At 39.1% G+C, this 15,153-nt stretch carries 13 protein-coding genes and 2 tRNA genes; 1 reads left to right on the forward strand and 14 read right to left on the reverse strand.

What is annotated here, in order from left to right; translation table 11 throughout:
• Positions 1-4: 4 nt before the first annotated feature.
• From AOM43_RS04490 to AOM43_RS04520, 8 genes are all read right to left on the reverse strand, one after another.
• Positions 5-1,018, reverse strand: a complete 1,014-nt coding sequence (locus AOM43_RS04490; RefSeq protein WP_226987394.1) for an efflux transporter outer membrane subunit — start codon at positions 1,016-1,018, stop codon at positions 5-7.
• Positions 958-1,464 (reverse strand): outer membrane factor lipoprotein domain-containing protein, encoded by a 507-nt coding sequence (locus AOM43_RS13650; RefSeq protein ID WP_226987395.1) that lies wholly within the window; start codon positions 1,462-1,464, stop codon positions 958-960. The genes AOM43_RS04490 and AOM43_RS13650 overlap by 61 nt, the downstream gene beginning before the upstream one ends.
• A 915-nt stretch (positions 1,465-2,379) precedes the next feature.
• Positions 2,380-2,934, reverse strand: a complete 555-nt coding sequence (locus AOM43_RS04495) for an NAD(P)H-binding protein (protein ID WP_226987396.1) — start codon at positions 2,932-2,934, stop codon at positions 2,380-2,382.
• Between the two features lie 21 nt (positions 2,935-2,955).
• Positions 2,956-4,008 (reverse strand): NAD(P)-dependent alcohol dehydrogenase, encoded by a 1,053-nt coding sequence (locus tag AOM43_RS04500; RefSeq protein WP_013925170.1) that lies wholly within the window; start codon positions 4,006-4,008, stop codon positions 2,956-2,958.
• Positions 4,009-4,055: 47 nt separating this feature from the next.
• Positions 4,056-5,240 carry a cupin domain-containing carboxymuconolactone decarboxylase family protein gene (locus AOM43_RS04505; protein WP_059359227.1) on the reverse strand — a complete coding sequence of 395 codons (1,185 nt, stop codon included), beginning with the start codon at positions 5,238-5,240 and terminating at the stop codon, positions 4,056-4,058.
• A 17-nt stretch (positions 5,241-5,257) separates the two neighbouring features.
• Positions 5,258-6,241, reverse strand: coding sequence for an aldo/keto reductase (locus AOM43_RS04510; RefSeq protein ID WP_059359229.1), 984 nt, complete (start codon positions 6,239-6,241; stop codon positions 5,258-5,260).
• A 605-nt stretch (positions 6,242-6,846) separates the two neighbouring features.
• On the reverse strand, positions 6,847-6,996 hold the full coding sequence (locus tag AOM43_RS13390) for a GNAT family N-acetyltransferase (protein WP_006341131.1): 150 nt from the start codon (positions 6,994-6,996) through the stop codon (positions 6,847-6,849).
• Between the two features lie 464 nt (positions 6,997-7,460).
• Positions 7,461-8,219, reverse strand: a complete 759-nt coding sequence (locus AOM43_RS04520) for a class I SAM-dependent methyltransferase (protein WP_013925175.1) — start codon at positions 8,217-8,219, stop codon at positions 7,461-7,463.
• Positions 8,220-8,382: 163 nt separating this feature from the next.
• On the opposite strand from AOM43_RS04520, the gene ybiA reads away from it, so the two are divergent.
• Complete coding sequence (gene ybiA, locus AOM43_RS04525; protein WP_059359231.1) at positions 8,383-8,832, forward strand: riboflavin biosynthesis intermediates N-glycosidase; 450 nt, start codon at positions 8,383-8,385, stop codon at positions 8,830-8,832.
• 262 nt (positions 8,833-9,094) lie between these two features.
• Here ybiA and AOM43_RS04530 read toward each other — a convergent pair whose 3' ends face one another.
• The 6 genes from AOM43_RS04530 to AOM43_RS04555 form a co-directional block, all read right to left on the reverse strand.
• Entirely contained in the window at positions 9,095-10,090 is a 996-nt protein-coding gene (locus AOM43_RS04530) for a phosphotransferase (RefSeq protein ID WP_059359233.1), read from the reverse strand.
• A 364-nt stretch (positions 10,091-10,454) separates the two neighbouring features.
• Positions 10,455-10,536, reverse strand: a tRNA-Tyr gene (locus tag AOM43_RS04535).
• An 8-nt stretch (positions 10,537-10,544) separates the two neighbouring features.
• Positions 10,545-10,617 (reverse strand) — tRNA-Thr (locus tag AOM43_RS04540).
• A 94-nt stretch (positions 10,618-10,711) separates the two neighbouring features.
• Entirely contained in the window at positions 10,712-11,764 is a 1,053-nt protein-coding gene (locus AOM43_RS04545; RefSeq protein ID WP_039377157.1) for a phospholipase D-like domain-containing protein, read from the reverse strand.
• Complete coding sequence (recD2, locus tag AOM43_RS04550; protein ID WP_059359235.1) at positions 11,761-13,944, reverse strand: SF1B family DNA helicase RecD2; 2,184 nt, start codon at positions 13,942-13,944, stop codon at positions 11,761-11,763. The genes AOM43_RS04545 and recD2 overlap by 4 nt, the downstream gene beginning before the upstream one ends.
• A 170-nt stretch (positions 13,945-14,114) precedes the next feature.
• Entirely contained in the window at positions 14,115-15,077 is a 963-nt protein-coding gene (locus AOM43_RS04555) for a hypothetical protein (protein WP_059359237.1), read from the reverse strand.
• Between the last annotated feature and the right edge of the window lie 76 nt (positions 15,078-15,153).

A 15,153-nucleotide genomic window follows, 5' to 3' on the forward strand; every position in this document is an offset into this window, starting at 1 on the left:
ATATTTATCTACTATAGCCACCACCAAGTGCGATAAATAAGTTGATTCCACTGGCAAGAAAAGCACGTCGTGTTTGCACAAGATCTTGTTCAGCAGAAAACCTGTCCCGCTCAGCATCCAGAAATTCAAGATAGGGAGAAGTTCCATGTTCGTATCTAATCCATGCCAAACGTGCGCGCTCACGTTGAGAAGCTAAAGCCTCGGTTTGAATAACACTCTGTTCTGCTAACCATGCGCGTTCAGTCAGAGCATCGGCAACTTCGCGAAAAGCAACTTGAATCGTATGTTCATATTGGCTGACAGCTATATTCTGGCGTGCTTTTGCCAATCCTAGATCCGATAAATTTTTTCCCCAATCGAATATCGGAACTGAGATACTTGGAAAGTAAAACCAAAATTTGCTTCCCGGGTGAAACAGATTTTTAAGTTCGCTGCTGGCTGAACCATAGGCTCCCGTCAGTGAAATCGCAGGAAAAAAGGCTGCTCTGGCGGCGCCAATGTTGGCATAGGCTGCCATCAATCTATGTTCAGCAGCAAGCACATCGGGACGATTGTATAGTAATTCGGAAGGCAGCCCTGGGCAAATCTCCTTTATAAAATAAGCTTCGATTTGGGACAGTAAATGATTATCGAGGGTTATAGGTGTGCCAACGAGAAGCGTCATAGCGTTCCAATTCAACTCACGCCTACGTTCAAGTACAGTTAAATCGGCCTTTGCCTGCTGCAAAAGCGTTTCAGCCTGAATGGCTTCATACTTTGATGATGAGCCTTCTTCAAAGCGCCGTTTCATTAAATGGTATGACTTTTGACGGCTTTCAACAGTTTTTTTGGCAATACTAACCAGCTCGTTTAGTTCGCGTTCCATTAAATATGTGTTGGCAATTTGTCCAATCAGGCTTATGAAAGTGGCATGTTCTGCCTCTTCGGTAGCTAGATATTCTTCTAATGCGGCATCTTTCAGACTTCGAAGGCGCCCCCAAAAATCAAGCTCCCATGCATTAATACTAAGAGCAGCCAAATAAGCGGAACTGAAAATTGCGGGGTTGCTTGGTGTTGATGGTGTCGTTGGAGGGAGAATGTTGAAAGTGCACTTGATAATAAATCACCAGGCAATCGAGTTCGAAGACCTGGGACAATTCCATCGACGGTAGGAAACAGATCCGCCCAGCTATGGCCATACACTGCTCTTGCTTCGTATATTCGTCCTATGGCTATTCTCAAGTCCCGATTATTATCCAGCCCCAGCGCGATCAGTTGTTGGAGAGCCGGATCGGTAAAAAAGTCTTGCCAGCAAAGCTGCCGGATGTTCGAGCAGTTCTGTGTACATTCTTCTCTGGGATATGTCTCTGCGGTAGGCAAGGGAGGTCTTTCATAGACAGGAATAAACGAACAACCGGATAGCATTACCGATAGGTAGCAGAATAAGCATTTTCTGGATAAAGTCTTTATACTTTTCAATAACATTTATTCTCTCAGTCAAATGAAAAATGGCCAAACGCCTTATGTTTGCACCTCTTGTTTTCAATACTCGTTCTAGAGCTTTTAAAAGGTAGAACGACTAGCATTTGAATCCATGATCAATGCATGAGACCTACCGATATCCCATATCATGAAAAAAATGGAGTAAATCACAACCATTTTTTTTAATCCAGAAAATTGAACAAAGAGAAGCAGGGCTTACAGTTAGTTAAACACGATGCTGGCGGGAGCCTCCTATACAAAATAAATAGGCCGCGGTGTAATTTATTATTCAATATGTAAGCCTTCCTTTTTTGGTATTCTGAAAATGCTATTTCGCAATGGCATTCAATTCAACCTACACATGAGAAAGATCGACCTCCCCCAAATATATTCGAAGACTAGAAGGTATTATTAAAGAGATTGTAAGAGATTCTCTAAAAAAGCCATCGTAAAACTTTTAAGCGTAGCTAAAACACTATTTAGGTAAAAAAATGAGTCTGTGGAAAATCGCACATCAAAAAGAATGATGAAAGAACAATATTTATATAAAAGAAGATCAAAATAACTGTAAAGTTGCTCTACGAGCTACTTCGATTCGCAATAACCCTGTATTCATGAGCAGCAACCTTGCAAAACGATATGTTTTCCATAAGTTTAGAACTTATTTTTGACGATATGCAAGTAATGGCGTTAGAATCTCACCATTGTGTTCATACTTGCCCCATAACTGGCAGCATCAAATAACCGCAGCATCATTGCAAGATTCCGAGCATGCGGAGAAATGTTGGCATCGAATACACACACCGTATTTTTTCTGATGGACTTTCAACGGTTCTTCATTTGAAGCGTCAGTTAAGTGGCAGATTCTCCTTGCACATACAATGATTTAAATGGATTAAGAATTCGGTTTATTTATGCCTAGATTTTCCCGAATGTATTCTTCGGAGTTTCAATAATTCTTGTTATGAAGGTTGCCAGACTCTTTTGAGAAATCACCGAGCCTTTCTCCGGTTCGCCTTTTCGGGTTATTTCGTAATCCACTTCATCGGCGATAGTAAACCAGGTTGGCCTTAAAATTGTGTATTCAAGGTCTGATGCTTCTATCGTATCGGCAGCTTTTCGGTAAGGCGTTAAAATGGGACTTACAGGCTCATTGTAAATATTTATTGAACTGATAAATATGAGTTTTTTAACGCCTATTTCATGCATTGCTTTAACAACGTTTTTTGCCATCTGTTCCAGATCTCCCGCGAGATTTGCATATACAATATCCTGTCCCGCTATTGCTTCTTTTAGTTGATCAAAATCGAGAACATCCCCCTCAATAATACGACAGTTGGAAACATTTTTATTTCTTAACCTATTTTTGTTGCGTAAAAATAAGGTAAGGTTAATTTCATTCTTTTTTACTAAAATATCAAAGACATCTTTTGCGATATTTCCACTGGCGCCTAGAATAATTATATTTTTCATTTCTTCTGTAGGTTGTGTGAATTATTTTTTTAACGATGCCATATCAATAACAAAACGATAATGCACATCCCCTTTTATCAATCGATCAAATGCCTCGTTAACTTGCTGAATACTGATTAATTCAATATCGGCAGTGATGTTGTGTTCTGCACAAAAATCCAGCATTTCCTGCGTTTCGGGAATACCTCCAATGTTAGAACCTGCAAAACTTTTTCTTCCTTTAACAAGGTTGAAAGCTCCTACCGGCAATGGGTCTACTGGTAGTCCAACCAATACTAAAGCACCATCAACTTTTAGCATGTCCAAATAATTATTTACATTGTGTTTTGCAGATACGGTATCCAGAATTATATCCAATTTAGATTGCTGTCTCATTTGTTTAACATCAGTGGATAATAACACTTCATCTGCTCCTAATCGCTTGGCATCCTCTACTTTCGAAAGGGAAGTACTGAATACGACTACATGAGCACCCATTGCTTTGGCAATTTTAATCGCTAAATGCCCCAAACCTCCAAGGCCAATAACGCCTACTTTTTTCCCAGGACCAGCCTTCCAATGCTTTAAAGGTGAATAGACCGTAATTCCCGCACAAAGCAAGGGTGCAGCAGAAGCTAAATCAAGTTTTTCAGGAACACGTAAAACATAATATTCGTCCACCACAATACTTTCTGAAAAGCCTCCATAAGTGCGCCCTCCCATGTACTTATCAGGAGAATTAAACACAATGGTGCTACCTGGCTCGCAAAATTGTTCTAATCCTTCTTTGCAATATTCACATTTTCGACAGGAATCTGCAATACAGCCGACTGCAGCTAGATCACCTGGCTTGAATTTAGTCACTTGGTTACCAATCTTTGTTACCCTACCTACAATTTCATGCCCTGGAACAATCGGGTAAACTGTTCCACCCCATTCGTTTCGGGCTGCGTGTAGATCAGAGTGGCAAATACCACAGTAAAGGATGTCTATTTCCACATCGTGAGGCATTATCGCTCTGCGTTGAATATTGACCTGTTTTAATGGTGCATCGGCAGCCTCTGTGCCAAAGGCTTTAACTTTAAATGATTCCATCGCTTGACTCTTGGTTAGATTTTAATTTCAATAATTTATTGTTCTGATTAACTAGTTATCACTTCATTTAAGCATTTTATTGCATTCAAAGTTCTAGGGTATCCTACATAAGGCAGTAATTGCGTGATCACACTTAGTAAAGTTTCTTTATTGTTACCAACATTGACATTACCTTGAATATGTCCTTTTATTTGCGGCTCGGTTCCACCCAATGCTATAAGCATAGAAAGCGTTAAAAGCTCTCTTGTTTTTGTGTCCAGCCCTTTTCTGGTATAGTAATCACCAAAACAATTGGCCGACAGATATTTTTGGATGTGTATTTGATCCCCTGGTGATTCCTGATACATTTTATCAATCGTTTCCTTGAAGATCACCTTTTGTACTGCCAATCCTTTTTCATACCGGTTTTCGAGTGTGGTTGTAGATTGACCTTCTAATGGGAGTTTTATTCCTCTGCTTTGCAATACTTCATTTCCAGCGTGGATAAAATCTAAAACTTTTGAAATCCCTACATAAGGCACTGACTGGTAAATAATTTCCTTAATTTCAATAGGGGTTATACCCACATTAAGAGCACCACCAATCATTGCTTTGAATTCAGTTAAAGCCTGGCTTCCAATGGTTGATGCCAAAATCATCATTACTCTTGTTTTTGCATCCAAGCTCCCGTAGCTAATCACCTCATCAAAAGCAAAATTGTCAAATAATTCGATTAGCTCAGGATCTGTTACTTGTAGCATTGACTCATGTTTTGGAAGTAATTCCTCATGGTTTCTGATCGCGGCTTCGGTCAAATTAATCTTTGCAGGCTCATATCTTGCAGACTGAATGCTGTTATATTCCTCATCGGTTACGGGCTCCAGCCACTTAACTGCACCTTCTGCACTATTATTGGTTATAGCAATATGAGTGAAACGACTATTATTTGCCGCGCCGTGCCAATGCTCCACGTTTGACGGAATAATGACTACATCCCCTCTCATAAGCACTCTTGCAGGCTTGTTCCTTTCCTGATAATAGCCTTTTCCATCGGTAACAAGCAAGATTTGCCCTTTCGCATGTGTATGCCAGTTGTTTCTACTCCTTGGCTCAAATACGACATTACCTATTGTATAAGTTCCTGTTTCATCTTGAGGAACTAAGATTTTCACCCATGCAGTTCCTGTAAAATAGTCTGTCGAAGCTTTTTCACCTCTGGGAAAAATGGTATTTTGATTTTCCAATGTGCTCATAACCGCCTTTTTATTTCTTATAATCCCGTTCTTTTTTCCAATTCTTCTGGATAGCGACTACCCTCCACTTTGATTGTTTCAAGTGTGGAATTAATGTCTTGCAATTCTCGGGAAGTCAATTTAATACCGACTGCTCCGATGTTTTCTTCCAGGCGGCTTAGTTTCGTGGTTCCGGGAATAGGCACGATCCATGGTTTTTGAGCTAAAATCCAAGCAAGTGCGATCTGGGCAGGCGTTGCATTTTTTTGTTCCGCTATCTTTCCAAGCAAGTCGATCAAAACCTGATTGGCTTTTAAGGCCTCGGGTGTAAAGCGGGGTACAATGCTTCGAAAATCCGATTTATCGAATTTTGCATTTTTATCAATTTTTCCTGTAAGAAATCCCTTGCCCAAAGGGCTGAACGGAACCAAGCCGATGCCGAGTTCTTCAAGCGTAGGCAATAACTCTTCTTCCGGTCGTCTCCACCAAAGAGAGTATTCGCTTTGAATAGCGGTAAGGGGCTGGACAGCATTTGCACGGCGAATAGTCTGTACGCCCGCTTCTGAAAGACCCCAGTATTTGATCTTCCCTTCGCTAATTAAGTCTTTCATAACTCCTGCAACATCTTCAATGGGTACTTGTGTATCCACACGGTGTTGATAATATAAATCAATCACGTCGGTACCTAAACGTTTCAACGAGCCTTCTACAGATTGTCTAATGCGATTGGGGTGGCTGTCTTGCACCTGTTTTCCATCCTGCAATTTAATGCCAAACTTGGTGGCAATTTTCACCTTATCCCGGTATGGCTTCAATGCTTCACCTACAATTTCTTCGTTGGTATATGGACCATATATCTCAGCCGTATCAAAAAAAGTAACGCCGCGTTCCACGGCAGCTTGAACCAGTGAAATTGCGGCTTGTTTATCCAAGATATGGCTGTATGCATAGTTTAGTCCCATGCAACCAAACCCAATGGCTGATACTTCAAGATTGCTTTTTCCGAGTAGTCTCTTTTTCATTGTTATCCCTCCTTCTCCACTTAAAAGCCTAGCATTTGCAATGCCTTCGCTTATCACTTAAGCTAGAATCAGCACTTTTTGTAAACTTAATTTTTAAATTTACTATATTCTGCGTTCCTTACTCTTTGTAAGAAAAAGAACCTGGTGTAAATAATCACAATGCCTTAAGTAACTGGGAGAAAAGAATAAAGAGAGGTGGCACCACGATATCAACGAGAGCCGCCTATACAAAATAGGCAAAAAGAATGATGAGAGAACAATATTTACAAAGATAAGAATGGCGACAAGTATTGCTTGTGAAGCTTTTAGATTCATTTTCTAAAAAAAAGACTTCCGGAGAAGCATAGGGAGGTGGACGCATTCAGAACTTTTAATTTGACTACTTTATCGCTTAGCTTCCCGCCTAATTGCGGATTCAATCTATAGGAAATTGTTATAAACCAAGCCGATAAAATTTTTCATCACAATCCATAGGTTGGCAGTATGAAGGCATGCCATTCCTTGCAATTTCACGAAATCCATGCTTTTCATAAAAACGATGCGCAGCTCGAAAAGCAAGAGTCGTTCCTAAATAATTGCATTAACGTCGCGCTCTTTAGACCATGTTAAAACTGTATCGAGCATTTTTTTGCAAATCCCCGTTGACTTCGATATTCTTTATTAAGAAAAACGTCTCTTAGCTCAAATGCACTGTGATCAATATCGATCACTGCAATAGTTCCAATGACCTTTCCATAAAAAAAAGAGCTACCCAATAGTTGCCCCTATTTTTTTGAAAAGACTGAGAAAATTGATTGAAGTTCTTTTTGTTGTCCTTCTTCAATTGGAAAGTTGAATTCTCCTATTTGAATTCGTTCTATCAAATCAATAACTTCAGATTGGCATTTAGGTTCGAAAGACTGAATTGCAAAAGACATGTTGATAACTTATTTAACGGTGTTTGACTCATTCTAAGTAATCATTGACCACTTCCATACAAATACCTGGCAGCTTTCCTAAAATTCAATTGCACTAGATGGATTTCATAGCTATTTACTTTAACCTCTTTAAGAGATTGAACAGCATTTGTTCCCGCACCCGTAGTTTTGAAAGCAAAGCTTTTATTGGCATCAAGTAATTCTTTATGTCTGGTGTTAGACCTGACACCAGAACTCCTGCGATGCTCGATTAGCTGTATCCTCAGTTCTGAGATGCTATACATAGATATCGAAAAAAATCCCTATTTCACACATTCGTAGAGAATCATTTGGGCATTTTCATCGGCTTGTGTGCGTGTGTAAGGAATGAATTTGTTTTTTATCTTAAATCCTATGCCTTCAAGAATTTCATCTAACTCGTTATGGACATACAGATGCAAACGAAATTCTTCTACTTCTGTTTGAACAATTCGATTGTTTTCCCACAGCTCTTTTCGGCATAAACGCGTTTCAATGTTTGTTACAGTATCAAAATGAAAAATTCGATTATGTAAAAAGAGAGAACCGTCATCTTTTTTTATCCAACGCCCTGACCAAATTCCTTGGGGTTCTCTAACTGCTTTTAATGTCTCGATTTCAAAGATGAATTTTCCATCATTGGCGAGACACTCAAAAATTTTTCTCAAAGCTTGTTGAACATCCACAAGATCTACCAGAAGACAAAATGAAGCGCTTGGTATAAAAATAAGCTTATAGGATATGTTGGAAGAAAATGTTTCAAACGAAGCTTCAACTAATTGTGGATTGATTTTTTTTTCAAAACACTTATTTCTGCATACTTCCAGCATATGCGGTGAATTGTCAAATCCAGTTACATCATATCCTTCTTCGATTAGTGGAATCAAAAAGCGCCCCGCACCACACATCGGTTCAAGAATTGATCCGTTAGCTTCTGCTGCGCATGCTAAGTAGTATCTTAGGGCATCTAGTGGTGCGTGAGGATTATCTAATACATAAAATTCCGTGCATAACTCTCTATATGACTCAGATTGTTTATTCATACCATCCCTCCGATTATTGATGAGGAAGATTACATTAAAATTCCTATTTTTGCATTTCAAAAAATGTATAAAATTGGCAAAATTTATTACTCAAATAATTTGATTTTTTTTGAAACCGTTTAAAGTATTATGAATAGCTTTTGCTTATAGGAAATATCTTAGAATGGATTACCATCAAAAAATAGTTTCATGTTTTATGGGCGAATTTTATTTTCTATCTAATTTTTATCCTGCAAAGGTCGAATTTGAGGGGATCACCTATCCATCGGTTGAACATGCGTATCAATCAGCAAAAACCCTAGACATTTCTATTCGCAAACAGATCGCGGCTCTCTTTACGCCATTAAGAGCAAAGAATGCTGGAAGAGGGCTGACTATTCGCAATGATTGGGATCAAATTAAATTAGAAGTGATGGAACAATGTGTACGATACAAATTCACTCATCATGCATTCCTAGGAAATAAATTGCTCTCAACCGGTAATGCGTTAATCGAAGAAGGGAACGATTGGGAAGATTATTTTTGGGGAATTTGTGATGGAAGAGGCGAAAATCATCTCGGTAAAATCCTCATTAAAATCCGTTCAGAATTACGCTCCAAGTTATCCCCCTAAATCTTAGCTATAAATTAAAATGGTTTACCGGCGATGAATCAGCATTTGGGAATCGATGAAAGCGATTTCAAAGGGTTGTTGACCCTGTAGCAGAGATTTTTAAGAAGCAGAGAGTTTTGAATGGGGACAGTTGGATGATTTCAGAATTTTTGATTGGAAAAAGCTCCTAGCAAATCACCCTAAGCTATTTGTTCGAAGAAGGATATTTTATGCATACGGAAAAAAAGAAACTGGCCAATAATGCTGCTATATGAAAAATTTTTCATAGTGATGCTTTTAATTTACGTCCCTCTCTAAGTAATGTGTTGGCAATGTTCATTAAAAATGAATGTGAACTGTCAGAATAATCGACAAATTGCTTAATCAAAAATTCGTGACTTTGGTGATCATCGATCATCTCAGCAGATGGATTTGAAGCAAAACATATGTAAAAAGCATTTATAATGATCGTAGAATATGCAATGAGCTTGGATTGATGGAATTTTTGCCAATCAGTGATTTCAATTTCTCTGCCAAGGTAGGTTTGCAGTAAAAGTTCTTCTAATTCGTGGGTGTATGCTGTAAACATCGAAAATAAAGCTAGATCATAAAATGGATCATGGTAGTTTACGTCACCCCAATCGATGAATTTCGCTTGTCCATTGATAATGAATATATTACGAGCATTAAGATCAGAATGTGTATTCACTTTTTCGATCGACAGCTTGTTCAACTCCACATAAGCATCACTCATCATATTGATCGCTTCATCAAACTCAGGTTTTTTGCCTGCTTTATGGACCAAAAAATAATAAGCGTCTTTGTAAAGTGCAAGGCAATCGTAATGGATCCATTCTTGAGTTGGCGTTGAATGCAGGATTTTAATTGCCTTTGCAATGCTGACACAGGCTTCTCGAGTACGCACCTGGTCAAACGTGATCGTTCCCCCTTCAAAGAATTCCATGAGGACAAAGCTTTTGTCCTTAGCTACGTAAAAGATTGTAGGACCGATCCCAAGCTGACTTGCGAGATTTAGCATATACAGCTCAGAGTCTATTTTCGAATTCTCTGTCAGCTCGTAAAGGCGCAGAACGTATTTTTGGTTGTTTAGAGTGACAATATACTTTTCATCTGTAGAGAATCCTCCAAGCAACAATTTTGCAGTAATCTCACTTTGTTCAATTTTCGGAAAGCATTCCTGTAGGGCATTTTCTAAAGTTGTCGCGCAAAGATTCGCAGCTAAACACAAAAAAAGTAAAACGCTTCTAATAACTTTCATAAGTATTACCAAAATTTCCTTTCAAAGGTTAAAAACAAAAAATATTTTATAAGAGACTTATATTTATAACAGTAGATTTAACCATTTAGAACTCCCTTGGTAGGATCTAAATTTTTCTGCTAATTTAGTGGAAATCGTCGATCAGATGGATCGACACGAAAAAGCCGATGAAAATTTCTATGTAACGGCTAATCTAGTGAGGAATTTGGCAACGCGTGCAAGAAAGATTTTTGAGAGTTCTGAAGTAGATGAAAAGCAACAACTATTGAATTTTGTATTTTAGAACTTAAAATTAGATGGGAATAACTTACAATCCTACGTGAACCATCTCACTTATATACAAGTGAAGAACAGTTTAGAGAGATGGGGGCGGCTGGACTCGAACCAGCGAAGCCCGAAGGCGAGGGAGTTACAGTCCCTTGCAATTGCCGCTATGCGACACCCCCTAAGAGGATGCTGGCAGTAGGAATTGAACCCACAACCGTCCGATTACAAGTCGGGTGCTCTACCAATTGAGCTATGCCAGCGATGTGAATGCCAGATTCTAGCAAAAGCTCCTTTTTCTGTTCAACACAAAAAAACAAATAATCCTATCTCATTGATAATGATATAAATACAACACTAAATTGGTTCTGATTCTAACACAATAACATCCCACAAAGCATCCATTTTGGCCTGTTGTTCCACGCTTAAATCGTAAATCACCATAAAACAATCGTCATTGTCAGCAAAAGCCCCTTTTGTCCAATTTGTCGACCCATTAACCAAAATTTTATGGTCAATGTAAGCAAATTTGTGATGTAGCATAGGCCCCGGAAGGCTCAGTGACGCAGGAATCTTCTCCTGCTTCAACAATTTAACAATCGCCGCTCCCGCCCCCTTCCCTGCTTTAGCATCAATGACCACTTCGACATGCACTCCCCTTTTAAATGCATGGATAACAGCTAATGCAAGTTCTCGATGTGTCCATGTATACATGGCAATGCGAATATCTTTCTGAGCCTGATTAATCAATTGGATGAGATGTTTATCGGCCTCAGGATTGTCTGGCAAAAACCAAAATTCGACACGCTGCTTGCCAACCGCGAATGTCTGTTTAGGAATCGCTTTTCTATGTGCATTTGGGGAGAATTCATCCACCTTTCGAAGAATAAGTCCCGCAAATTCAGGGTGCACCATTCCCACCACAAGATTTCCATACATTCTGAGGGAATCTGTCGTCATATTCGAAGATCCAATCCAAATCTGTTCTTCATCTATCAACAAAATCTTCTGATGCATAAGTTTCTTGCTTTCGATTTTCACCATCTCCACATGGGGACCCAGTTGATACATGATCGAATTTCTCACACCCACATCACAGAAAATTTTAACACGCACACCTTCATTCGCTTTTTTTTGGAGTGCGTGTAATATTTTTTGATCCTGGAGGGAATAGATAATTAAGACGATCGATTTTTTGGCTTGAGAAATGGCTGTGCAAAAGGTAAGTTGTAAATCGTCTCGAACTTGATTGGCGTAAATTTTGACATTTTGGCCTGGTTCTGGTAAATCAACAGAAAGAAGCTTCTGTTCGATTTTAAAGAGGCCATAAGCTGTAAAGCTGAAGGCTAAAATCCAAAAAATCTTTTTTATCCATTCCAGATTGAAGCCAGAGCCATCACCCCTTTTCATATCGACGAAACTGCAGTGTTTAATTCCACTAAAGCTTGTTTAAGACCCGTATACCGTTTTTTGATTTCATCATTGCGCACAGCGATGGATAAAGCTTTTTTTGTCCCGACCAAAACGACAAGTTTTTTTCCTCGCGTCACAGCTGTATAAAGAAGATTTCGATATAAAAGCTTAAAATGACTGGTATGCACAGGGATCACCACACAGGGACATTCACTTCCTTGATATTTATGTATGGAAACGGCATAAGCTAAAACAATTTCATCTAATTCGGAAAATTCATAACAAATCTCACGCTCTTCAACTTTTACTACAACTTGTTGTTCGACATGGTCAATATCCACAATGCGTCCAATATCCCCATTAAAGACTTCCTTTGAGTAATTATTGCGAATTTGCATCACCTTATCATTGACCATTAGCTTACGACCCTGACGCATTAAAGGAGTCTGATTTGGATTTAAGGTTTCTTGTAGAACGGCATTTAAATTGTCGATGCCTATATTCCCTTTTTTCATAGGGGCTAAAACTTGAATATCATCCGAGGGATGAAAATCATATTTTTTGGGCAGACGTTGAGAGACTAAGGCCACAATTTGTTTTAAAACATCTTCTGTTTCCTGTGCTTCTACAAAGAAAAAATCACTTTGACTGAGATTGCGAATATCGGGGAACATTCCGCGGTTAATTCGATGCGCATTTGTAATAATAAAGGATCCCGCAGCCTGTCGAAAAATTTCATTAAGCGTGGTTACACTCACCACTTGGGAAGCAATTAAGTCTTGCAATACGTTCCCTGGTCCCACGCTCGGCAGCTGATTAATATCTCCCACAAAAATCACACGAGCGTTGTCAGGAATCGCTTTAAGCAAGCTGTACATCAAAAAGGTATCAATCATGCTAGATTCATCGATGATCAATAAGTCACACACCAGGGGAGAAGAACGATTACGCTTAAATCCTTTTCCTTTGAAATCATATTCAAGCAAGCTATGGATGGTTGAAGCCTTTTTGCCTGTAATTTCACTCATGCGCTTAGCTGCCCTGCCTGTGGGAGCAGCCAGAAGAATTTTAGAAGTCAATTTTTCCGTGATACCTAGGATAGCTTTTGTAATGGTGCTTTTTCCTGTTCCTGGTCCACCTGTAATAATATGCATCTTTTGGAATAAAGCTTGAGCAACAGCTTCCTTCTGATTGACTGCTAGATCGATGCAATGCACCGCTTGAATCCACTGTAAGGCTTTATCGACATCAACGTCTCTCAAAACAACCGGAGCAGACAACAATCGTTGAATCTCGCGCGCAATCCCCACTTCAGCAACAAATAAAGGTTTTAACCAAATAAATTGTAAAGGTTCTCCAGCATGAATCAATTTAAAATGCTCAACACGTCCCTGCTCTTTTAATACAGAAATTCTTTCGGAGATCTTCTCCTGCTCTATTTCCAATACTTTATTGGCTTCTTCAATAAATAGATCGACCGGATAGCAGACATTCCCGTCGCTGGCAAGCTCAGAAAGAACAAATTCGACACCTGCATCTGTACGAATGCTCGACTTGGAATCAATCCCTAGTTTTTGAGCAATTAAGTCGGCGGTTTTAAAGCCAATTCCAAAAATGTCTCGAGCAAGATGAAAAGGATTCTCTTTAACTTTTGCAATGCTGTGGGTGCCATAGGCTTTGAAAATTTTTTGAGCATAAGTGGGACTTACGCCATGAGCTTGCAAAAAAATCATGACATCCCGAATGGATTTTTGCTCCGCCCAGCATGTTTTAATTGTTTCTATCCGCTTCGCACCAAGCCCCGGTATTTCTGAAAGCTTGTTCGGGAAACGGTCGATCATGTCTAACGTTTCAGTCCCAAATTTCTCCACAATCCGAGCAGCATATTTTGGACCAATCCCTTTAATCAACCCCGATCCCAAGTATTTTGTAATACCTAAAATATCCGCAGGAGCTTCTACTTGATAACGCTCAACTTCAAATTGATTGCCATGGATTAAATGCCTTTTCCATTGCCCCCAGCAACGAACTGTCTCTCCTGGTTGTAGGGTTGGCATAATGCCCACGACACAAACTAAATCCGTACGCTTTGCTTCTTTAAGCTGGGCCACAGTATAGCCGGTTTCTGGATTTTGAAAAGTAATCCGTTCAATATATCCTGTTACAATTTGCTGCATGCAAAACTCAAATAAAAAAAATTGAAATCAAATAGCTGAAAGAAGAGTAGAATTTTATCAACAAAAAAGAAAAGAAATAAAGAGAAAATCTCTCTAAATTTTTGACAGGTAGACTAAGAAATAAGCCGAGAAATGAATATTCTCGGCTTATGTATTGTCATCATCTTATTCTAGCCAAAGAAGGCAGAAAATAAGCTCGATCTTTGACGTTTTAGTCCGCTCGATCTTGAAGCTGCTTTTGATCTGCTATAAGTTTTTGGTTCTAAATGTGTTTTAGATGTTCTTTTGCTGCTAGAATGAAGCTTTCTTGCTTTCGCTTTTGTTCTTAGCGAACTTTTTGTGCGTGCTAAATCTTTTTTCTGTTCTAAATGAGCTCCTAGCTCTCTTTTAGCTGTGGTACGTGTTCTTTTAGCTTTTGTGCTTAAAGCACTTTTTGCTTTTGTAGTTGAAGCACTTTTTGCTTTTGTAGTTGAAGCACTTTTTGCTCTTGTACTGGAAGCATTTTTAGCTCTCGCTAAAGTAGAGCTGCGAGTTGAATGCGCACTCACTTTTTTATGAGAAGAACTGGATGTTGCCTTTCTTGCTTTAGTCGTGCTTGTTCTTGTGCCCAACTCTCTTTTTTGTGTAGAAGAGGGTCTTTTTGCAGCTTTAGCACTCGCTCTCTTTTTTGAAAGTCTAGAAGTAGATGTGGAAGCCGCTCTTTTTCTTGACGTCGATTTCGTTTTCTTTTGTGTTTGCTGCATGTATTCATGCAAATCTTTTTGCATTTTGCTATTCAAAGCCTTGTGAAAAGCTCTTTCGAGTTCTTCTTTTTCGCTAGGATCTTTAACATGGCTCGAGATTTTTTTAAAAATCTTATGCGCTTTTTTTGCAGAAAGAAGATCGTTCACTTCATTTTTATGACTGCCAATGTAGCTAATGTAGCCTTTTGCAACACGTTCTGCATTGATAGAAGGCCGATTTTTTAATTGTGGGATATGAGAAGCAGCTTGATTTAAAAAAGTCTTAGAAAGCTGTGTGTGCTTTCCAATTCTTTTCTCGCCTCTTGCCCAAGAAGTTTTTGGCTCTGCTCTTAAAAGACCATGCAACCCATCTAAATTTTGTTTAAAGCTTGTTTTGTATATACCGACCATGACATATCCTCCTCTATGGATTAATGATAGCCGGTGGACAGCAAATAGAGTGCCAATAATCGAGAATGCTAAAAAA

The sequence above is a fragment of the Parachlamydia acanthamoebae genome, assembly GCF_000875975.1.
In the GTDB taxonomy this organism is placed as follows: Bacteria; Chlamydiota; Chlamydiia; order Chlamydiales; family Parachlamydiaceae; genus Parachlamydia; species Parachlamydia acanthamoebae.